A 20,275-nucleotide genomic window follows, 5' to 3' on the forward strand; every position below is an offset into this window, starting at 1 on the left:
ATGCTCGAACTACTATCGTCGCACGCCTGCCACGGCGGCGAGCAGCGCTTTTACCGGCACGAGTCGCGCACCATCGGTCTGCCGATGCGCTTCTCGGTCTATCTGCCGCCGCAGGCGTTGCGGGGCAATGCGAAGGTGCCCGCGCTGTTCTACCTCGCGGGGCTGACCTGCACAGAAGAGACGTTCGCGATCAAGGCCGGCGCGCAGCGCTTCGCGGCCCGGCACGGCATCGCGCTGATCGCGCCGGATACGAGCCCTCGCGGCGCGGGCGTGCCAGGCGAGAGCGATGCGTGGGACTTCGGCGTCGGCGCGGGCTTTTATGTCGACGCGACCGAGCAGCCGTGGGCGCGGAACTACCGCATGTACTCGTACGTGCGCGACGAGCTGCGCGAAACGGCGCTTGCGAACCTGCCGATCGATGGCGCGCGTCTCGGCGTCTTCGGTCATTCGATGGGCGGCCACGGCGCGCTGATGCTCGCGCTGCGCAATCCGGACATTTACCGGTCGGTGTCGGCGTTCGCGCCGATCGCGGCGCCGATGCGTTGTCCCTGGGGCGAAAAGGCGTTTAGCGGTTATCTCGGCGAGAACCGTGAAGCGTGGAAGCAGTACGACGCGAGCGAGCTGGTTACGCGCGCGACGCACAAGTTCGCGGAAGGGATTCTTGTCGATCAGGGGCTCGCGGATCAGTTCCTGCCCACGCAGCTCAATCCCGACGTATTCGAAGCGGCGTGCAAGGCCGCGGGTCAGCCACTGACGTTGCGCCGGCATGCGGGTTACGACCACGGCTACTACTTCATCTCGACGTTCGTCGAGGATCATCTCGCGCATCACGCGAAGGTGTTGCTCGGCTGAACAACGTCGTAAAACGCGGGGCAAAAAAAACGGCGGCACTTCATGTGCCGCCGTTTTTTCGTGTGATCGGCGTAAGCGCCGCTCAATGCCGCTTCAACAGACTCCCGCCATACACCACCGCCGACAGCGCGGTGATCCAGAAGCTCGTCGGGCAATCGGTATAGAACGCGAGCGTCAGCCCGAGCCACGCCTGCGCGAGCGCGAACACGGCCGCGAGCACGAGACCCGTCGACAGCCGCGTGCTCAGGTTCTGCGCGGCGGCGGCCGGCCCCACCATCAGCGTGAACACGAGCAGCACGCCGACGATCTGCGTGCAAGCGGCGACGGCCAGCGCGGCGATCGCGAGAAACAGCACCGACACGCGGCGCAGCGACACGCCCTTCGCTTCGGCCAGCTCCGGCTGCAGCGACGCGAACAGCAGCGGCCGCATGATGGCCGCGAGCGCGGCCAGACTGACGACGCCCAACGCCGCGAGCACACCGAGCGTCGCTGCATTGACGCCGAGCACGTTGCCGAACAGCAGCGCCGTCACCTGTGTCGCGTAGGCGGTGAAGAAATGCAGAAACAGCAGCCCAAAGCCGAGCGACAAGGAAAGGATTACGCCGATCGCGACGTCGCGGCCGGCGAGCCGTTCGCCGAGCGCGCCCATGCCCACACCGGCCGCGAGCGTGAAGCCGATCATCCCCCAGATAGGCGAGATGCCGATCAGCACCGCGCCGGTCGCGCCGGTGAAGCCGACGTGCGACAGCGCGTGGCCCGCGAACGTCTGTCCGCGCATCACCAGAAAATAGCCGACCACGCCTGCCAGCACCGCGACGATCCCCGAGGCCGCGAATGCGTTCACCATGAAATCGTATTCAAACATCGTGCGTGTGTCCGTCGCGTAAGTCGTGCGGGTTTGGGCGACTGTGTGAGTGGCCGTGCGAATGCGTATGTCCGCCGTCCTCGTCGTGTTCGTGCTCGTGATCGTGCTTCTCGACTTCGACGCCGCCCGACATCACGAAGATGCGGCCGTTCACGCGCATCACGTCGATCGGCGAGCCGTACAGACGCGACAGCACCGGCCGCGTGATCACTTCGTCGACGGTGCCGAGCGCCGCGACGCCGCTGCCGAGATACAGCACGCGATCGATCGAGTTCAGCAGCGGATTGAGTTCGTGCGCGGAGAACAGCACCGCGATGCCGAGCTCCTGCTGCACGCGCCGCACCAGTTCGACGACGCTCTTCTGGTGATGCGGATCGAGACTGATCAACGGTTCATCGAGCAGCAGCAGTTTCGGATTGCCGAGCAGGCATTGCGCGAGCAGGAGCCGCTGCCGTTCGCCGCCCGACAACTCCGACAGTGGCCGCTTCGACAGATTCGTCCCGCCGACGAGTTCGAGCACCCGATCGACGTCCGCGCGCGTTTTTGCATCCGCATGCGGCAAGCCCCAGCGATGACCATCGGCTGCCATCGCGACCAGATCGCGGCCGCGCACGCGACGGCCGGCGAGCGCGCTGCGCGTCTGCGGCATATAGCCGATCGACGCGTTGCCGCGCTCGACCGTCTGCCCGAGCACGCGGATCGCGCCGCCCACGGCCGGCACGAGGCCGAGCACCGCGCGCATCAGCGTCGTCTTGCCCGCGCCGTTGGGCCCGAGCACGCCGATGAACTCGCCCTGGTTTACGACGAAGCTGGTGTCGCGCAGGATCGTGCGGCCGCCCAGATCGAGCGTCGCGTTGTCGAGTTCGAGCACAGGCCTGTCGCCGCGCGCGGTGGGTGCGCCTGATTGCGCACCTGCTGGCGTTTGATGGCCAGTCGGAATCATGGAGCCTTTCCTTGCGCGTTCGCGCTGGTCGCGCCAATCGCGCCGTTCGTGTCACCCGCCGCGAGCGCTTTCTGCAACGCATCGAGCTGCGTCAGCATCCACGTCTGATAGGTCTTGCCGGCCGGCAGGGTTTCGGTGACGCTCATCGTCGGTACCTTCGATTGTTGCGCGAGCTTCAGCATCCGTTGGGTCAGCGCCTCGGTGGCCTGGCTGTTATAGATCAGCACGCGCACGCGCCGCTCGCGCAGATCGCGTTCGAACGCGGCGATATCGGCCGCGCTCGCTTCGGTGTCGTTCATCGTGGCGAGCTGGAAGCGCTGGTTGCGCATGGCGAGGCCAATCGCGTCAGACATATAGCCGAACACCGGCTCCGTCGCCGTGACCGGCAAGCCCGCATAGCGGCCGTGCAGCTCGGCGACCTTCGCGTCGATCGGCTTCAGCGAATCGAGAAACTTCGCGAGGTCCGCATCGTACGCCGACTTGTGCGCCGGGTCAGCAGCGCTGAGTGCGTCGCAGACCGCGCGCGCGACTTTCGGCATCGTCGCCGGGTCGTACCACAGGTGCGGATTGTCGCCGCCTTTTTTGCCGACGAGGTCGGCCGCGACGATCACTGTGCGATGCGCGCCTTTCGACGCGGCCAGCAGCTTCGCCATCCACGGATCGTAGTCGGCGCCGTTGTAGACGACGAGGCTCGCGTGCTGCAACGCGCGCGCGGTGGCCGGGCTCGCTTCGAACAGATGCGGGTCCTGGTCCGGGTTGCTGAGGATGCTGGTCACGTCGACGCGATCGCCGCCGAGTTGCCGGACCACGTCGCCATAAAAGTTCTCCGCGGCGACGACCGGAATTTTCGCGTCGGCGGCGAACGCGTTGTGGCCGAAGCCGAGCGCCGCGATCGCGAGCAGACAGGTGCACAGGGTGCGCGCAGACGTCGAACGCTTCAGCGCGCGGTGCGCTCTGGACAACATCGAGCCGATTGTTTTCATCGTTGTTTCCTGCTGGGTGAGAGTTGAATCAGCCACTCGCGGTGGCAAGGCCAAATACGGGGTGGCGCTTAGCGCGGCGCCGCGCGCCTGATCACGACGAAGTGCCTGCTGCGCCGCCGGCGCCGCCAGGCTTCGCCGCTCGCGCACATGGCCCGCACAGTCCACTTAGCTCGATCACCTGACGATGCACCTCGAAGCCATGCGCGGGTGCGCTGTGCGACAGGCGGTCGGCGAGCTCGTCGCCGGGAATCTCGACGGTCGCGCCGCAACCGTCGCACATCAGGAACTGGCTGCGATGCGGCACGCCGATTTCGCAGCAGGCGACGAACGCGTTCTTCGATTCGATCCGGTGCACGAAGCCGTGCGCGACGAGGAAGTCGAGCGCGCGATAGACGGTGGTCGGCGGCATGCGACCGCGCTCGGGGGCGAGCGCGTCGAGCAACTCGTACGCGCCGACAGGCCGCTCGCTCGCGACGATCGCCGCGTACACCTGGCGGCGCAGCGGCGTCAGCGCGAGCCCCTGCGCCGCAGCGTGCGCGTCCGCATGCGCGAGCCGCATGGCGTGCTGTTCGGCGAGCGAGGTAGTCATCGGCGTGAATCTCCTGACATGGCGGCCCCCGAGCGGGCTGCAAGGTCGAAATGATATAACGTATCGCGGTTTTTTGTCAGCGGCGCGAATCTTCGCACGGCGGCACGCAGCGAACGCGTCGTGGCGACCCGTGGCGCAATGGGCTTGCTCCTGCCGCGCTGCACCATCGAAATCCGTCCGCGTGCCTTGACATGATCCGGTCCGTATCCGATCATTCGATCACTAGCCGAGCAATTGTTCGCGTGATGAGCGTTCGCTCACCGCGCGCCAACATGTAAAAACGAAGCGGAGACAGGCAGTGGCACGATTGCAGGACAAAGTCGCCATTCTGACGGGCGCGGCCAGCGGTATCGGTGAAGCGGTAGCCCTGCGCTATCTCGACGAGGGCGCGCGCTGCGTGCTGGTCGACGTGAAGCCGACCGACGGCCTCGGCGGCGCGCTGCGCGGCATCTACGGCGAGCGCGTGTTGAGCGTCAGCGCCGACGTCCGGCGCCGCGAGGACATCGAGCGCATCGTCACGAGCACGCTCGGCTGCTTCGGCCGGATCGACATCCTGTTCAACAATGCGGCGCTGTTCGACATGCGCCCGCTCCTCGACGAATCCTGGGACGTGTTCGACCGCCTGTTCGCGGTCAACGTGAAGGGCATGTTCTTCCTGATGCAGGCGGTCGCGCGGCAGATGGTCGAGCAGGGCCGCGGCGGCAAGATCATCAACATGTCGTCGCAGGCCGGGCGGCGCGGCGAGGCGCTCGTGTCGCACTACTGCGCGACCAAGGCGGCGGTGTTGAGCTATACGCAGTCCGCGGCGCTCGCGCTCGCGCCGCATAAGATCAATGTGAACGGCATCGCGCCGGGCGTCGTCGACACGCCGATGTGGAACGAGGTCGACGCGCTGTTCGCGCGCTACGAGAACCGGCCGCTCGGCGAGAAGAAGCGCCTCGTCGGCGAGGCCGTGCCGCTCGGCCGCATGGGCGTGCCCGATGACCTGACCGGCGCCGCGCTGTTCCTCGCGTCGGCCGATGCCGACTACATCACCGCGCAGACGCTGAACGTCGACGGCGGCAACTGGATGAGCTGAATAAAGAGCAGGGAGCGGGCACGTTGACTGCTCTGAGCGGCGCGTCATTCCGTCAAACGAACGCAGCATCACATAACGTACGAGAAAGGAGACAACGATGAAACCAGCTTTCAAATTCGCACTGAAGGCGGCCGGTGCCGGCGCGGCCACCTGCTTCGCGCTGAGCGCATCGGCGGCGACGGTGACGATCGCGACGCTGAACAATCCGGACATGATCGAGTTGAAGAAGCTGTCGCCCGCGTTCGAAAAAGCGAATCCGGACATCAAGCTGAACTGGGTGATCCTCGAGGAAAACGTGCTGCGTCAGCGCGCGACGACCGACATCACGACAGGCAGCGGCCAGTTCGACGTAATGACGATCGGCGCGTATGAAACCCCGCAATGGGGCAAGCGCGGCTGGCTCGCGCCGATCACGAACCTGCCGGCGAGCTATGACCTCAACGACGTCGTGAAGACGGCCCGCGACGGCCTGTCCGCTAACGGCCAGCTGTACGCGCTGCCGTTCTACGTCGAAAGCTCGATGACCTATTACCGCAAGGATCTGTTCGACAAGGCCGGTCTGAAGATGCCCGACCAGCCGACCTACGACCAGATCGGCCAATTCGCCGACAAGCTCACCGACAAGTCCAAGGAGCAATACGGCATCTGCCTGCGCGGCAAGGCGGGCTGGGGCGAGAACATGGCGTACGCCACGACGGTCGTGAACACCTTCGGCGGCCGCTGGTTCGACGAGAAGTGGAACGCGCAGCTGACGTCGCCGGAATGGAAGAAGGCGATAACGTTCTACGTCGATCTGCTGAGGAAGGACGGTCCTCCGGGAGCGAGCTCGAACGGCTTCAACGAAAACCTGACGCTGATGTCGTCGGGCAAGTGCGCGATGTGGATCGACGCGACGGTCGCGGCCGGCATGCTGTACAACAAGCAGCAGTCGCAGATCGCCGACAAGGTCGGCTTCGCGGCCGCGCCGATCGAGGTCACGCCGAAGGGCTCGCACTGGCTGTGGGCGTGGGCGCTCGCGATTCCGAAGTCGTCGAAGCAGCAAGATGCGGCGAAGAAGTTCATCGAGTGGGCGACCTCGAAGGAGTACATTGACATGGTCGCGAAGGATGAGGGCTGGGCCTCGGTGCCGCCGGGCACGCGCGAGTCCACCTACGCGCGCCCCGAGTACAAGCAGGCCGCGCCGTTCGGCGACTTCGTGCTAAAGGCGATCCAGACCGCCGACCCGGATCATCCGACCTTGAAGCCGGTCCCGTACACGGGTGTGCAGTTCGTCGGAATTCCCGAATTCCAGTCGTTCGGCACGGTGGTCGGGCAGAGCATCTCCGGCGCGATCGCCGGTCAGATGACGGTCGACCAGGCACTCGCGGCCGGCAACGCGGCCGCGAATCGCGCGGTCAAGCAGGCGGGTTATCAGAAGTAACCCGGCAGGGCCGCCGCATCGACCGATGCGGCTCATGCAGCAGGGCGGCCGTTCGTCTGCGCCCGATGCGATGCGGCGCGTGTCGTGCGCCATTCAGGCACGGCACGCCGCGTCGCACATACGCGGCTCCGGCGAACGCTCCGCGCATTACCGAACAGGTGGTCCATCATGCGTCCTTTGCGCCTACCTCTGATGCAAACCCATCCCCAGACAGAAAAAGAACGCGAGGAGCGTAAGGCCAATTCGGCCCGCTGGCTCGTGGCGCCGTCGGTCGGCGTGCTCGTGCTGTGGATGGTCATTCCGCTCGCGATGACGATCTGGTTCTCGTTCTCGCACTACAACCTGCTCAATCCCGATCTGCGCGGCTTCGCCGGCTTCGACAACTACCGCTATCTCGCGACCGATCCGTCGTTCGGTCCGTCGATCGCGCATACGATCGAGCTGATCGTGTGGGTGCTCGTGATCACCGTGGGCGGCGGCGTGCTGATGGCGATCCTGTTCGACCGCAAGTTCTACGGGCAGGGCGTGGCACGCCTGCTCGCGATCGGCCCGTTCTTCGTGATGCCGACGGTCAGCGCGCTGATCTGGAAGAACATGATCCTGCACCCGGTGTACGGCCTCGTCGCGCAGGGCATGCGCGCGCTCGGCATGCAGCCGATCGACTGGTTCGCCGACTATCCGCTGACCGCGGTGATCATGATCGTCGCGTGGCAGTGGCTGCCGTTCGCGTTCCTGATCCTGTTCACGTCGATCCAGTCGCTCGACCAGGAGCAGAAGGAAGCCGCGAAGATCGACGGCGCCGGTCCGTTCTCGATGTTCTTCTACATCACGCTGCCGCACCTGCGACGTGCGATCGCGGTCGTCGTGATGATGGAGACGATTTTCCTGCTGTCGATCTTCGCCGAGATCTATACGACCACGGGCGGCGGTCCGGGCAACGCGACCACCACCCTGTCGTACCTGATCTTCGCGCTGGGCCTGCAACAGTTCGACGTCGGTCTCGCCTCGGCGGGCGGTATTCTCGCGGTCGTGCTGGCCAACATCGTGTCGATCTTCCTCGTGCGGATGCTCGCGAAGAACCTGAAAGGGGAGTACGAAAAATGAGCCACGTTGCCTCCACTACGGCATCGACGACGCAGCCGGTCGCGGTGCCGACCAAATCGCCGTTCGACACGATTCGTCGCGGCATTCCCGGCGTGATCGCGTGGCTCGTCGCGCTGCTGCTGTTCTTCCCGATCTTCTGGATGACGATCACCGCGTTCAAGACCGAGCAGCAGGCCTATGCGTCGTCGCTGTTTTTCGTGCCGACGCTCGACAGCTTCCGCGAGGTGTTCGCGCGTAGCAACTACTTCGCGTTCGCGTGGAACTCGATACTGATCTCGGTCGGCGTCACACTGCTGTGCCTGATCCTCGCGGTGCCGTGCGCGTACGCGATGGCGTTTTTCCCGACGCGCCGCACGCAGAAAGTGCTGCTGTGGATGCTGTCGACGAAGATGATGCCGTCGGTCGGCGTGCTGGTGCCGATCTATCTGCTGTGGAAAAACACCGGCCTGCTGGATACCGTGTCGGGCCTGATCATTGTCTACACGCTGATCAATCTGCCGATCGCGGTCTGGATGGCGTTCACGTACTTCGCCGAGATTCCGCGCGACATTCTCGAAGCCGGGCGCATCGACGGCGCGGCGACGTGGCAGGAGATCGTCTATCTGCTGATGCCGATGGCGCTGCCCGGGCTCGCGTCGACCGCGCTGTTGCTCGTGATCCTGTCGTGGAACGAGGCGTTCTGGAGCATCAACCTGTCGAGCTCGAACGCGGCGCCGCTGACCGTGTTCATCGCGTCGTATTCGAGTCCTGAAGGTTTGTTCTGGGCCAAGTTGTCGGCCGCTTCGTTGCTGGCGGTCGCGCCGATCCTGATCGTCGGCTGGCTGTCGCAGAAGCAGTTGGTGCGCGGGCTCACGTTCGGGGCCGTCAAATGACGGCTGGCCCGGGCATGGTGCGCTATGCGTTGATCTGCGATTGCGACGGCGTGCTGATCGACAGCGAAGCGGTGGCCGCGCGTATGCTGGTGCGCGAACTCGAGGCGCGCTGGCCCGGCATCGACGTCGCGCCGGTCGTGCTGCCGCTGCTCGGGCTGCGCATCGAGCGCGTGTTGCAGGACACGGCGACTCAGCTCGGCAAACAGCTCGGCGCCGACGATATCGATGCGATCCGCCGCGCGGTCGAAGCGGCGGCGATCGAGGCGCCCGCCGTCGACGGCATCGAGATGGCGCTGACCCAGGTGCCGCTCGTCAAAGGCTGCGCGAGCAATAGCTTCCGGCCCTACGTCGAGACGGTGCTGGCGCGCACGGGCCTGAAGCGTTTCTTCGGCGAGCGGCTGTTCTGCGCCGACGCGGTGCCGAATCCGAAGCCCGCGCCGGACGTGTACCTGGCGGCGGCGCAAGGCTTCGGGCTCGCGCCGGGTGCGTGCCTCGTCGTCGAGGACAGCGTGACCGGCGTCACGGCGGCGGCCACGGCGGGCATGGCGGTGCTGGGGTTTATCGGCGGCGGTCATGCGAGCGATGCGCAGATCGATCGATTGCACGCGGCGGGCGCGCGTCATGTGTTCGAGGACATGCGGCAGTTGCCCGACCTCGTCGCGCAATGGACGCTCTCCGCGACGGCCGCGGCGCCATGAGCGCACGAAGGCGCGCGACGTGACACGGCATCAGGTAGCAGCATGAAGTAACGAGCAGCATCGAACGGCATTACACGGAGACACATCATGGCAAGCGTAACCTTGCGCAACATCAGAAAGGCCTACGACGAAAACGAAGTGATGCGCGACATCAATCTCGACATCGCCGATGGCGAGTTCGTCGTGTTCGTCGGGCCGAGCGGTTGCGGCAAATCGACCCTGATGCGGATGATCGCGGGCCTCGAGGACATCACGGGCGGCGATCTGAACATCGACGCCGTGCGCATGAACGACGTGCCGCCGGCCAAGCGCGGCATCGCGATGGTGTTCCAGTCGTACGCGCTGTATCCGCACATGACGCTGTACGACAACATGGCGTTCGGCCTGAAGCTTGCCGGCGCGAAGAAGCCGGAGATCGACTCAGCCGTGCGCAATGCGGCGAAGATCCTGCACATCGACCATCTGCTCGATCGCAAGCCGAAGCAGCTGTCGGGCGGGCAGCGTCAGCGCGTCGCGATCGGCCGCGCGATCACGCGCAAGCCGAAGGTGTTCCTGTTCGACGAGCCGCTGTCGAATCTCGACGCCGCGCTGCGCGTGAAGATGCGCCTCGAGTTCGCACGCCTGCACGACGAGCTGAAGACGACGATGATCTACGTGACGCACGACCAGGTCGAGGCGATGACTTTGGCCGACAAGATCGTCGTGTTGTCGGCGGGCAATCTGGAGCAGGTCGGCAGTCCGACGATGCTGTATCACGCGCCGGCGAACCGCTTCGTGGCCGGCTTCATCGGCTCGCCGAAGATGAACTTCATGGAAGGCGTCGTGCAGTCGGTGTCGCACGACGGCGTCTCGGTGCGTTACGAGACCGGCGAGACGCAGCGCGTGTTGGTCGAGCCGGGCGCGGCCAAGCAGGGCGACAAGGTGACGGTCGGCATCCGCCCCGAGCATCTGCACGTCAGCACGACCGAGGATGGTATCGAGGCACGCACGATGACGGTCGAATCGCTCGGCGATGCCGCGTATCTGTACGCGGAGTCGAGCGTCGCGCCCGATGGTTTGATCGCGCGGATTCCGCCGCTCGAACGGCATGCGAAGGGCAATACGCAGAAGCTGGGCGCGACGCCCGAGCATTGCCATCTGTTCGACAGCGAAGGTAAGGCGTTCCAGCGCAAGATTGTGGAGGTGCTGGCGGCGTGATCGCGCGATGACGCATTGCAGGAGCAGGCGGCGCACGCAAGGCGCTGTCCGTGGAAGGAGTTAGGCGCGTTCGCTTGCCAAGGTGAAACGAACGCGCGAAAAAACTACCGGACGGCGGGGAGTCGTCCGGTTCGGGGAAAACGAGGTTACTCGCTCATGAGACGCTTAAGTTCATTAAGAAAAGACTCGGTGGTGTGTCCCCACAGTGTCGGATCAAAACCCGCTCCATAGCCTGTTTCAAACGCAGAATCCAGATCGGTCGAGTGCTCATCCATGAACGAATTGATTTCACGAATCAAATCCGAATATGTGTGGGGACTGTCCTTCTTGTAACAAGCCACGATTTCGGCAATGGTTTCGCCAAACAGGTCAAAATCCTGACCAAAATACACGTGAAATATGCGGCGCATCGCCGGGTAGCGTTCGGGCGACATCGTTTCCCTTCAGTCAATGTAAGCGGTAAGCACGTAATATGACATGCCATTATAGGGTTCGTACTTTAGAAAGACTGTTACCCTGTTCATCGTCGTTAGCTTTCCTGTTGCCCTCGATATCCCATATCCAACGTCACCCGCGACGTGCTTAATCAGTGTGAGAGTAAAATCTCGCGTCGGATTCTGCGCCCACGTGCGGATTCTACCTACGTTTGAAGACATAACTTCCGATATAGCCCATTCCGCAGTCCCGCGGCTTGTGAACGACGACACGATTTTCCGCTTCGGCTCATTTACCAATCTTTCCCGCAACTGCGCTTCGGTCCGTCCGACATGTTTCAAGAGCGTATGTCCACCGATCCGGCTGCCCGCCTTCGCCTCATGCATGTCCAGGTTGATCCGGCCCATCGTGACGCGCGCAGCGCGTGCCGCCTTGATCGAGCCGGCAAAGCCGAATGGCACGGCGATATCGAGCGACAGGCCGATATTGTTCGCCATGTCGGGGCTCGCCTTCATCGCTTCAGCGAGTTTCGTCGTGCCCTGCTGGGTCAGCGTGGCCGTATCCTGACCAGTCCAGACCTGCCGCAAGCCAGCCGCCGCCGAGTCGGAGCCATGTACCCCGAACACGACACACCCGGCTTTGCTCGCCATCGTCGGGTCGGGCAAAACGCACAGCGCACCCGCACCGACCATTTCCAGCACGCCGCCGACGAGCTGTAACCCGCCCCAAAGCCGGTTGGAAAGCATCTCGGTCTGGCTGATCGACTGGCGGGATAGCACGGCCGCGAGTTGCGGAGCGCTCAGTACAACCTTCACTCCGTCGGCATTATCTGCACCGGGCATATCGAACCCCTCTGATGTTTTTATGGGGTTCCGATGCTGCCGTGCGGACCGTCTCTCAAGATTCGGAAGACTCCGAATTTTCCGTAGCTCGATGCACGGACCTGTTGTGCATCGGGCGGGACTAGGCGCAACATCACGCACGCCGCGATTTTCCGGTCATATCCTGTCCTGCATCACTACAGCGGGCCGCTACACCAGGCTTTCCCCTTCTCTCCGAATCATCCTTCGCCCATAGCCGGACAGTGAATCCACCGGTTAATGTGAAAGCCCGAGAAAAAAGAAGAGGACTTTCGCATGTCACAGGTGAATGAGTCAGACGGCGTCCGCGTCGTACTGAGCGCCCCGCAAATGGCGGCCGTTCTGGTTCGTCAGTCGATTAGCCAGACTGAGATGCTTTCGAACCGTTTATGGGGCGGTTTGCAGCTTGTCGGCGGAGTATTGGAAATGGTCGGCGCGGGTGCGTTATGCGTGCTGCCAGAGCCGACGATGGCAAGCAAGGCCGGGTGCATTGTGTTTGGCGTGCATGGCTCGGATACCGCAGCAGCAGGTCTGCGACAGGTTTGGACCGGGCGAGATTCCTCCACGCTGATCCAACGCGGTACGGCAAAGCTGGCCGAAACTATGAAGGCCAGCCCCGACATGGCCAACAATATCGGCCTGTCGCTCGATATCGCAGTGTCGGCAGGCGTGGCGGGATCGATCAAGGCGGTGCGGGCGTCCGAGATCACATTGGGCCGGATCAACTTGATGATGCACGAAGCGAAGGCGGGCAGCGGGATTGGCGGGCACACGCTGCTGAAACATGTGGGGCGCACTGAGGCACAATTGTCAGAGAGATTGTTGAAGGAACCGTGGCGAGATCGGGTCTCGTCATTTGCGAATATTGCTGCGGCGGAATGGGCCATCTCGGAGACGATGCAGGCGAACGCCATTGCGCTAAAGTCGTGGGTTGCTTCACCATCACGAGATTTGGCTTTAAAGAAAGATGTCGGGAAAAATGTTGGCTACACCTTGTTTAAAAAATCAGAAAAATTGATAAGTTCGAGCAAGGTCACTGTTATTCTTCGACATCAGGCATACAATGGAATGCCATACTATATTCTCACCGCTTATCTGGATGCCTAATTTAGGGAAATGAAAATGAGTTTAATCGCGGATATCCTCGCGGCGAGAGGCCCAACGATGGTTAGAATTTCCAATGTACTGGACTATTCAAATGACCTGTCCCTGGTACTGTCCAAATTCGGCCTGACTCAAGATGAGGCGATGCTTGTGCGCCATGATAGAGCCGGGGCCATTGCTATTCTCACGAACCTGCTATGGAAAGGGCAGGCTTATGATTGTGAATGCATGGGCAGGAGTAAAGCGGAAGAGCTTGCTGAAAAAATAATTTCTGAAAATGAATCAAAAGAAAGTAGGTATTTTTCAAACAAGGAATCACCGTCATCGGATTCGTGGAATGGTCTTACGGGCTCGACCTTTGACTCAGGTATTGTGATAAGTAGTGGGGATGGGCGATATTTCTGTATCTGGCTTGAAGATGAAGATTAATTTGACGTCTTCAGTTAAGTCATGAAAAACCAGTCAACTTATCCAGAGCTTGGTCATTTCTTCGGAGCCTACCTCAATCAGGATTACGACCTTTCAGGAGACACACTCGCGGAGGTCGTTGAATGCTACAAACAGGGGACGCCTGTGGACGCGCATGAAAGGATGCTGTCCGAGATAGAGCGATTCAAGGGCGAACATCCAGACCTGGACGAGGCATTTGAGGAGGCTTACGGCCAAGATTGTTCGCCAGACCTGTGAGGTCACACGACCGCCTCGCTTCTTATGGAGTTGAAGCAGATCCCGAGCGAGTAAGACTCTCGGCTACGCCAACTTACGGCGCGTCTACACCGATCGCGCCCGCTTCTTCTGCGGGCACCGTTTCACGCCTCCAACGCCGCCCGTGCACACAACTCATCGGTCACGAGCCCCGACAACCACCCCCCCTTGAGCACCGCGATCAGCGCCTCGCGCTTACGCAGCCCGCCCGCGAAGCCGATGGTCGGCCGGCGTGGCGGCGTGTCGAGCGCGATGCTCGTCACGCGTCGGCCGGTCGGCGATTCGACGTGCGCGCCGGCCGCATCGATCGGCAGGCCGAGCATTTCGGCGACCGCGCCGTTGTGCATCAACTCGTTCACCTCGCCTTCCGTGATGAAGCCGTCCTCGTGCAACGGACAGGTCATCCCAATGTTGCCGATGCCGACGAACGCGACATCGGCCTGCGCCGACAGCGATTCGACGATCCGGTACAGACGGTGATTGCACCACTGCGCGCGCTCGGCCTCGCTGTCGGCGAGCAGCGGCGCGGGCAGCAGAAAATGCTTGCCCCCGGTCTTTTCGGAAATGTGCAGCGCGACGTCGTAGCGGTTCGAGGAGCCGTCCTGCGCGATCGCGCCGACCATCGATACCAGCCGATGCTGCGGACGGTCTAGCTGCGCGATCTGATCGACCGCGGCCTTCAGCGTGCGGCCGCTGCTGACCGCGACGACCATCGGCTTTTCCTCGCTCAGATAGCGCTCCATCACCTGCGCGCCGGCCACCGCGAGCTTACGGTCGACTTCCTCGGAGGTATCGCCGTCGATCGGCACGATCTCGCACATGCTGAGGCCATAGCGCTTCGACAGCTGATCGGCGAGCGACAGGCAATCAGCGAGCTTGTGATCGACCCGCACGCGGATCAGGTTCTTTTCGACCGCGAACGCGACGAGCCGCTGCGCGACCGGCCGCGATACCTGCAGCTTCTCGGCAATTTCGTTCTGGGTATTGCCCGCGACGTAATAAAGCCACGCGGCGCGTGTGGCGAGATCGAGTTTTTCTGTGGACCTGGGCACGATGAGGTTTCGGTTGAAGTGCGCCGATGATAGCGGCCGGCGGCGCGTCTGTCGCGCGGGCCGGCCGCGGTTGACGCTCAGGCGAGCGGTGCGCGCGCGGGATCGAACAGCGGCCGTACGTGGCGATACAGCGCGCGATACGCTTCGAGCCGCGTGCGCAACTGCGCGTGGCGGCGCGGATTCGGCGTGAACTCCTTTTCGACAGGCGGCTTGGTCAGCACGGTGGCTGGCTCGCCACCGGCGGCGAGCCAGCCGAGACGCGCCGCGCCGAGCGCCGCGCCGGTTTCGCCGCCGCCGTGCTTGACGGTGACGGTGTCGAGCGCATCGGCGAGCAACTGGGCCCAGTAGTCGCTGCGTGCGCCGCCGCCGAGCAGCGACAACACCTTCGCCTCGGTGCCGGCCGCGCGCAGCGCGTCGAGGCCGTCGGTCAGCGCGAGCGTCACGCCTTCGAGCACCGCGTAGCCGAGCAGCGCGCGGTCGGTTGCGTGAGTCATGCCGAAGAATACGCCTTGCGCATAGGGGTCATTGTGCGGCGTGCGCTCGCCCGACAGATACGGCAAAAAGAGCGGCGCGGTGGGCAAGGCCTCGGCGGGCAGCGCCTCGATTTCGGCGAGCAGCGTCGGCTCGTCGGTCGACGTCAGCTTGCAGACCCAGCGCAAACAGCTCGCCGCCGACAGCACCACGCTCATCTGATGCCAGCGGTCCGGGATCGCATGACAGAACGCGTGCACGGCGGAGGCCGGGTTCGGGCGGAAGCTGTCGCCGACCACGCACAGCACGCCCGAGGTGCCCAACGACACGAAGCCGTCGCCCGGTTGCGTCGCGCCGATGCCGATCGCGCTGGTCGCGTTGTCGCCGCCGCCGGCCGCGACGATCACGTCGTCGCGCAGGCCGAATTCGCGCGCGAGTTCCGGCAGCAGCGTGCCGGCCGGCGCGCTGCCTTCGCGCAGCGCCGGCATCTGCGCGCGCGTCATGTTGCAGGCAGCGAGCAGCGAATCGGACCAATCGCGTTTCGCGACGTCGAGCCACAATGTGCCGGCCGCGTCCGATGGATCGGACACCTTGCCGCCCGTCAGTTGCAGGCGCAGATAGTCTTTCGGCAGCAGCACGCAGGCAGTCCTCGCGAAAATCTCCGGCTCGTGACGCGCGACCCACAGCAGCTTCGGCGCCGTGAAACCGGGCATCGCCAGATTGCCGGCGACGCTGTGCAGTTCCGGCGCGCGCTCGGTCAGCTCCGCGCACTCCTTGTCGCTGCGCATGTCGTTCCACAGGATCGCGGGCCGCAGCACGCGGTTTTCCGCGTCGAGCAGCACCGCGCCGTGCATCTGCCCCGACAGGCCGATGCCGCGAATCTGCGCAAATTCGTCGGGATGACGCGCGCGCAACGCGGCGAGCGCCGTGCGCGTGCCGGCCCACCAGTCTTCGGGATTCTGCTCGGCCCAGCGCTGGTGCGGACGCGAAACGGTGAACGGCGAGCCTGCGGTGCCGATCACGCGGCCGTCGGAGGCGAGCAGCAGAACTTTCACTTCGGACGTGCCGAGGTCGATGCCTAGGTACATGGGAGCGAAACCTTCGTCGTTGGGGATGCGCTACTTTAGCGGTTCATCGCGCGCGCTGTCATGCGCATTAAGCCTGGCTAGTCGCGCCGCGTTCGGCGAGCCATGCGTCGACCCGCGCGAGCGCGCCCGCGAGCGCCGCTTCGAGCTCGGGCGTCTGCGCCATGCCGCCCCACAGCAGCCGGTCGGCCGCGAACGCGCGCAGCGGATCGGGCGCCGTGAAAAAGGCGTGCGCGACGCGCTCTTCCATCACGCCGTCCTGATACGCGTAGGGCAGCTTGCCCGTGTGCCAGCGTTCCAGAAAGCGGAAGAACAACGCGGGCAGCATCGCGCTCGCCGCCGGCGTGACGCCGCGCTCGAAGCATTCGGCGAGTGTCGGCGCGATGAAGCCGGGCAACTTCGAGAAGCCATCGGCGGCGACGCGCTGGTTCGTGTCGAGGATATGCGGGTTGCTGAAGCGCTCGAGCACGACGTCGCGATAGCGTTCGAGATCGAGCGGACTCGGTGTCAGACACGGGATCACGTCCTCGGTCACGTAGTCGTACGCGATCTGGCGGATGTCGGCATCGAGCGTGCCTTCGTGGATGTAGTTCAGGCCGACCAGCGTGCCCGCCCACGCGATGCAGCTATGCGTCGCGTTGAGAATGCGGATCTTCGCTTCCTCGTACGGCAGCACCGAATCGACGAGTTCCGCGCCGACCTTCTCCCAGGCCGGCCGTCCCGCGATGAAGCGGTCTTCGATCACCCACTGGATGAACGCCTCGCCCATCACCGGACTCGCGTCGTCGACGCCGGTCGCGGCCTTCACGCGCTCGCGCACGTCGGGCGTCGGACGCGGCGTGATGCGATCGACCATCGAACACGGGCATGACGTGTTGTCGTCGAACCATTGCGCGAGTTCGTTCGCGCCGCGTCGTTCGAGAAACTCGCTCATGCCCGCATGAAAGCGCTCGCCGTTGCTGCGCAGGTTGTCGCAGGTCTGCAGCGTGACGGGTCCCGCGCCGCGCTTCACGCGCGCGTCGAGAATCGCCGCGAGCGCGCCGTAGATCGTCGTGTGGCCGCCGGCGAGGTCGGCGGCGAGATCGGCATTCGCGGTGTCGAGCCGGTCGTGTTCGTCGAGGTAATAGCCGCCTTCGGTCACGGTGAACGCGATGATCTTGCAAGCCGGATCGGCGCCCGCTTCGATCAGTCCGTCGAGGCTTTCGCTCCACGGCAGCACGCGCTCGATCGAGCGGATCGTCTCGTAGGCGCGCTCGCCTTGCGGCGTGACGGTTTCGAGCGTGTAGACGCCGTTCTGCGCGGCGAGCGCTTCGAGCACCGGGTTCATGTCGCCGCGGATATTGCCCACGCTCAGCGACCAGCGCGGCTCGCCGGCCGTGCTCGCCTCGTTCAGCCGGTGCAGATACCACGCCTGATGCGCGCGATGAAACGATCCCGCGCCGATGTGCAGGATCACGTGTGCGGCCGCGCCGCTGCCTTGCCCGCTGTTCATGTTGTGTCTCCAAAAACTTGTCCGCGGCGCTCGCGGCGCGCGTTCTGTGCGTGCAGAGCATTTGCTCTGTATGTGAGCGAATGATCGTACCCGGAGAAACGAAAGTCAAGGCAAGGGGGCGGGCTTTTGATGGCGCAGCGCGGCATGGGCGATGCGCCGGCGGGAGCGAGGAGCGCCCGAGGCGAGAAAACGGGTCGCGCCACTCCTATTGCATTGCATCAAATTTGACCGCGCACGCGTCGGGGCTAACCCGAATACAAAAAAGTATCGGTCCGCGGTTTCTTTTAAAGTGGTCGCCAACGCGTTTGGCGGTTACTTTTCGCTTTACAAGATCAAGATCGGCGGCGCCTCCCGCGCGCCGCTTCATGGAGGCAGACAGTGCAACCTGATCTCGAAATCGTGGCCGTACGCCACGACGAATCGTTCAAAGTGTGGTCGCATGGCTATCCGTATCGCACGGTGCGCTGGCACTTTCATCCGGAGTACGAAATCCATCTGATCGTCGCGACGACCGGCAAGATGTTCGTCGGCGATCACATCGGCAGCTTCGCGCCCGGCAACCTCGTGCTGATGGGGCCGAACCTGCCGCACAACTGGGTCAGCGACGTGCCCGAAGGCGAGAGCGTCGCGCAGCGCAATCTGGTCGTGCAATTCGGCCAGGAGTTCGTATCGAACTGTCTCGAGAGTTTTCCGGAGTGGCGTCAGGTCGAGGCGCTGCTAGCCGATGCGCGTCGCGGCCTGTCGTTCGGTCTGGAGACATCCGCGCAGATCAAGCCGCTCTTTCTCGAACTGCTCGCGGCGCGCGGGCTGCGCCGGCTCGTGCTGTTCATGTCGATGCTCGAGATCCTGATCAACGCGCCGGATCGCGACACGCTCGCGAGTCCCGCTTATCAGGCCGATCCGACCAGCTTCGCGGCGACCCGCATCAACCACGTGCTCGCGTATATCGGCAAGAACCTCGCGAACGAGTTGCGCGAGTCGGAGCTTGCGCAACTCGCCGGCCAGAGCGTCAGCGCGTTTTCGCGATATTTCCGCCGCCATACCGGGCTGCCGTTCGTGCAGTACGTGAACCGCATGCGCATCAATCTCGCGTGCCAGTTGCTGACCGATGACGAACTGAGCGTGACCGACATCTGCTTCAAGGCGGGCTTCAACAACCTGTCGAATTTCAACCGGCAGTTTCTAGCGATGAAGGGCATGGCGCCGTCGACGTTTCGCCGTTATCAGCAACTGAACGATGCGAGCCGCGATGCTTCCGAGCAAGCGGCCGCGCATGGCAGGGGCATCGACAACGCGCCGGCGATCGTGCTCGCGCCGGGCTTGCCGCGTAGCGGCGTCGCGTACCCGGTCACATAGTGCCCGCCCGGTAGTTCACCACTTTATTCCACTCGCGTTTCAACACGCATCGATCGCGCTGTGCGCCCACAGCGCGAGGGGGCGTGCTCACTTCAAAAAATGGAGACAACCATGAAGCCGTCTACTCTTTCGCTCAACCCTTCGATGATGTTCGCGCGCCGCGTCGCCGCGCTCGCGTTCGGTTTGTCGCTAGTCGCTGTGTCGGCAGCGCAGACCGCGCAGGCCGCGCCGCTGAAAATCGGCATGACGTTCCAGGAACTGAACAACCCGTACTTCGTGACGATGCAGAAAGCGCTGAACGACGCGGCCGCGTCGACTGGCGCGACGGTCGTCGTCACCGACGCGCATCACGACGTCAGCAAGCAGGTCAGCGACGTCGAAGACATGCTGCAAAAGAAGATCGACATCCTGCTCGTCAATCCGACCGACTCGACCGGCATCCAGTCGGCGGTCACGTCGGCGAAGAAGGCGGGCGTCGTCGTGGTCGCGGTCGATGCGAACGCGAACGGTCCGGTCGATTCGTTCGTCGGCTCGAAGAACTACGACGCGGGTGTGATGGCGTGCGACTACCTCGCGAAGTCGATCGGCGGCAGCGGCGAAGTGGCGATTCTCGACGGCATTCCGGTCGTGCCGATTCTCGAACGCGTGCGCGGCTGCAAGGCGGCGCTCGCGAAGTCGCCGGGCGTGAAGCTCGTCGATACGCAGAACGGCAAGCAGGAACGCGCGACCGCGTTGTCCGTCACCGAGAACATGATCCAGGCGCATCCGAATCTGAAGGGCGTGTTCAGCGTGAACGACGGCGGCTCGATGGGCGCGCTGTCGGCGATCGAATCGTCGGGCAAGGACATCAAGCTGACGAGCGTCGACGGCGCACCGGAAGCGATCGCCGCGATCCAGAAGCCGAATTCGAAATTCGTCGAGACGTCTGCGCAATTCCCGGCCGACCAGGTGCGCATCGCGCTCGGCATCGCGCTCGCGAAGAAGTGGGGCGCCAATGTGCCGAAAGCGATTCCGGTCGACGTGAAGATGATCGACAAGAGCAACGCCAAGGGCTTCAGCTGGTAACGCAAGCGCAGGCCGCCGCGCGTGCGGATCATGCGCGGCGGCGCGCGGC

General features: G+C 63.9%; 21 protein-coding genes. 12 read left to right on the plus strand and 9 right to left on the minus strand.

Annotation, left to right across the window (positions count from 1 at the left end; translation table 11 throughout):
- Window positions 1-852 carry an S-formylglutathione hydrolase gene (gene fghA / locus HDG33_RS05900; protein WP_184023025.1) on the plus strand — a complete coding sequence of 284 codons (852 nt, stop codon included), beginning with the start codon at window positions 1-3 and terminating at the stop codon, window positions 850-852.
- Between the two features lie 82 nt (window positions 853-934).
- Here fghA and HDG33_RS05905 read toward each other — a convergent pair whose 3' ends face one another.
- From HDG33_RS05905 to HDG33_RS05920, 4 genes are all read right to left on the minus strand, one after another.
- Window positions 935-1,717: a metal ABC transporter permease gene (locus HDG33_RS05905; protein ID WP_090801692.1), complete on the minus strand. Its 783-nt coding sequence runs from the start codon at window positions 1,715-1,717 to the stop codon at window positions 935-937.
- Window positions 1,710-2,660, minus strand: coding sequence for an ABC transporter ATP-binding protein (locus HDG33_RS05910; protein WP_184023026.1), 951 nt, complete (start codon window positions 2,658-2,660; stop codon window positions 1,710-1,712). Before HDG33_RS05910 ends, HDG33_RS05905 begins: the two co-directional genes overlap by 8 nt.
- Complete coding sequence (locus tag HDG33_RS05915) at window positions 2,657-3,643, minus strand: metal ABC transporter solute-binding protein (protein WP_184023027.1); 987 nt, start codon at window positions 3,641-3,643, stop codon at window positions 2,657-2,659. Before HDG33_RS05915 ends, HDG33_RS05910 begins: the two co-directional genes overlap by 4 nt.
- Window positions 3,644-3,734: 91 nt before the next feature.
- Entirely contained in the window at window positions 3,735-4,232 is a 498-nt protein-coding gene (locus HDG33_RS05920; protein ID WP_184023028.1) for a Fur family transcriptional regulator, read from the minus strand.
- 298 nt (window positions 4,233-4,530) lie between these two features.
- Between HDG33_RS05920 and HDG33_RS05925 the strand changes: the two genes are divergently transcribed.
- The 6 genes from HDG33_RS05925 to HDG33_RS05950 all read left to right on the plus strand — a co-directional run bounded on the left by HDG33_RS05925 (window position 4,531) and on the right by HDG33_RS05950 (window position 10,601).
- Window positions 4,531-5,310, plus strand: a complete 780-nt coding sequence (locus tag HDG33_RS05925; protein WP_184023029.1) for an L-iditol 2-dehydrogenase — start codon at window positions 4,531-4,533, stop codon at window positions 5,308-5,310.
- A 97-nt stretch (window positions 5,311-5,407) separates the two neighbouring features.
- Complete coding sequence (locus HDG33_RS05930; protein WP_184023030.1) at window positions 5,408-6,730, plus strand: sugar ABC transporter substrate-binding protein; 1,323 nt, start codon at window positions 5,408-5,410, stop codon at window positions 6,728-6,730.
- 168 nt (window positions 6,731-6,898) lie between these two features.
- Window positions 6,899-7,834 carry a carbohydrate ABC transporter permease gene (locus HDG33_RS05935; RefSeq protein ID WP_026226016.1) on the plus strand — a complete coding sequence of 312 codons (936 nt, stop codon included), beginning with the start codon at window positions 6,899-6,901 and terminating at the stop codon, window positions 7,832-7,834.
- Window positions 7,831-8,706, plus strand: coding sequence for a carbohydrate ABC transporter permease (locus HDG33_RS05940; protein ID WP_090801681.1), 876 nt, complete (start codon window positions 7,831-7,833; stop codon window positions 8,704-8,706). Before HDG33_RS05935 ends, HDG33_RS05940 begins: the two co-directional genes overlap by 4 nt.
- Entirely contained in the window at window positions 8,703-9,404 is a 702-nt protein-coding gene (locus HDG33_RS05945; RefSeq protein WP_184023031.1) for an HAD family phosphatase, read from the plus strand. Before HDG33_RS05940 ends, HDG33_RS05945 begins: the two co-directional genes overlap by 4 nt.
- A gap of 87 nt (window positions 9,405-9,491) precedes the next feature.
- Window positions 9,492-10,601: an ABC transporter ATP-binding protein gene (locus HDG33_RS05950; protein WP_184023032.1), complete on the plus strand. Its 1,110-nt coding sequence runs from the start codon at window positions 9,492-9,494 to the stop codon at window positions 10,599-10,601.
- A gap of 146 nt (window positions 10,602-10,747) precedes the next feature.
- Here HDG33_RS05950 and HDG33_RS05955 read toward each other — a convergent pair whose 3' ends face one another.
- On the minus strand, window positions 10,748-11,035 hold the full coding sequence (locus tag HDG33_RS05955; RefSeq protein ID WP_184023033.1) for a contact-dependent growth inhibition system immunity protein: 288 nt from the start codon (window positions 11,033-11,035) through the stop codon (window positions 10,748-10,750).
- A gap of 9 nt (window positions 11,036-11,044) precedes the next feature.
- Window positions 11,045-11,878 (minus strand): RNase A-like domain-containing protein, encoded by an 834-nt coding sequence (locus tag HDG33_RS05960; RefSeq protein ID WP_184023034.1) that lies wholly within the window; start codon window positions 11,876-11,878, stop codon window positions 11,045-11,047.
- Between the two features lie 294 nt (window positions 11,879-12,172).
- On the opposite strand from HDG33_RS05960, the gene HDG33_RS05965 reads away from it, so the two are divergent.
- Genes HDG33_RS05965 through HDG33_RS05975 form a run of 3 tightly spaced genes read left to right on the plus strand, consistent with a single transcriptional unit; the run spans window position 12,173 to window position 13,687 of the window.
- Window positions 12,173-13,003 carry an RNase A-like domain-containing protein gene (locus tag HDG33_RS05965; RefSeq protein WP_184023035.1) on the plus strand — a complete coding sequence of 277 codons (831 nt, stop codon included), beginning with the start codon at window positions 12,173-12,175 and terminating at the stop codon, window positions 13,001-13,003.
- Window positions 13,004-13,018: 15 nt separating this feature from the next.
- Window positions 13,019-13,429, plus strand: a complete 411-nt coding sequence (locus tag HDG33_RS05970) for a hypothetical protein (RefSeq protein WP_143037119.1) — start codon at window positions 13,019-13,021, stop codon at window positions 13,427-13,429.
- 21 nt (window positions 13,430-13,450) lie between these two features.
- The gene (locus HDG33_RS05975; protein WP_184023036.1) at window positions 13,451-13,687 is read left to right on the plus strand and encodes a contact-dependent growth inhibition system immunity protein; all 237 of its coding nucleotides are present in this window, start codon (window positions 13,451-13,453) and stop codon (window positions 13,685-13,687) included.
- A gap of 122 nt (window positions 13,688-13,809) precedes the next feature.
- Here the strand turns inward: HDG33_RS05975 and HDG33_RS05980 are convergent, their stop codons facing one another.
- From HDG33_RS05980 to dalD, 3 genes are all read right to left on the minus strand, one after another.
- Window positions 13,810-14,757, minus strand: coding sequence for a sugar-binding transcriptional regulator (locus HDG33_RS05980; RefSeq protein ID WP_184023037.1), 948 nt, complete (start codon window positions 14,755-14,757; stop codon window positions 13,810-13,812).
- 77 nt (window positions 14,758-14,834) lie between these two features.
- Entirely contained in the window at window positions 14,835-16,316 is a 1,482-nt protein-coding gene (gene xylB, locus HDG33_RS05985; RefSeq protein ID WP_184023038.1) for a xylulokinase, read from the minus strand.
- A gap of 67 nt (window positions 16,317-16,383) precedes the next feature.
- Entirely contained in the window at window positions 16,384-17,805 is a 1,422-nt protein-coding gene (gene dalD, locus HDG33_RS05990; RefSeq protein ID WP_184023039.1) for a D-arabinitol 4-dehydrogenase, read from the minus strand.
- Window positions 17,806-18,183: 378 nt separating this feature from the next.
- Here dalD and HDG33_RS05995 point away from each other — a divergent pair, with 378 nt between their 5' ends.
- Both HDG33_RS05995 and HDG33_RS06000 read left to right on the plus strand, forming a co-directional pair.
- Complete coding sequence (locus HDG33_RS05995; RefSeq protein WP_184023040.1) at window positions 18,184-19,161, plus strand: AraC family transcriptional regulator; 978 nt, start codon at window positions 18,184-18,186, stop codon at window positions 19,159-19,161.
- Between the two features lie 111 nt (window positions 19,162-19,272).
- Entirely contained in the window at window positions 19,273-20,226 is a 954-nt protein-coding gene (locus HDG33_RS06000; RefSeq protein ID WP_184023041.1) for a substrate-binding domain-containing protein, read from the plus strand.
- Window positions 20,227-20,275: the final 49 nt, after the last annotated feature.

The sequence above is a fragment of the Paraburkholderia sp. Cpub6 genome (assembly GCF_014201065.1).
Classification (GTDB): domain Bacteria; phylum Pseudomonadota; class Gammaproteobacteria; order Burkholderiales; family Burkholderiaceae; genus Paraburkholderia; species Paraburkholderia tuberum.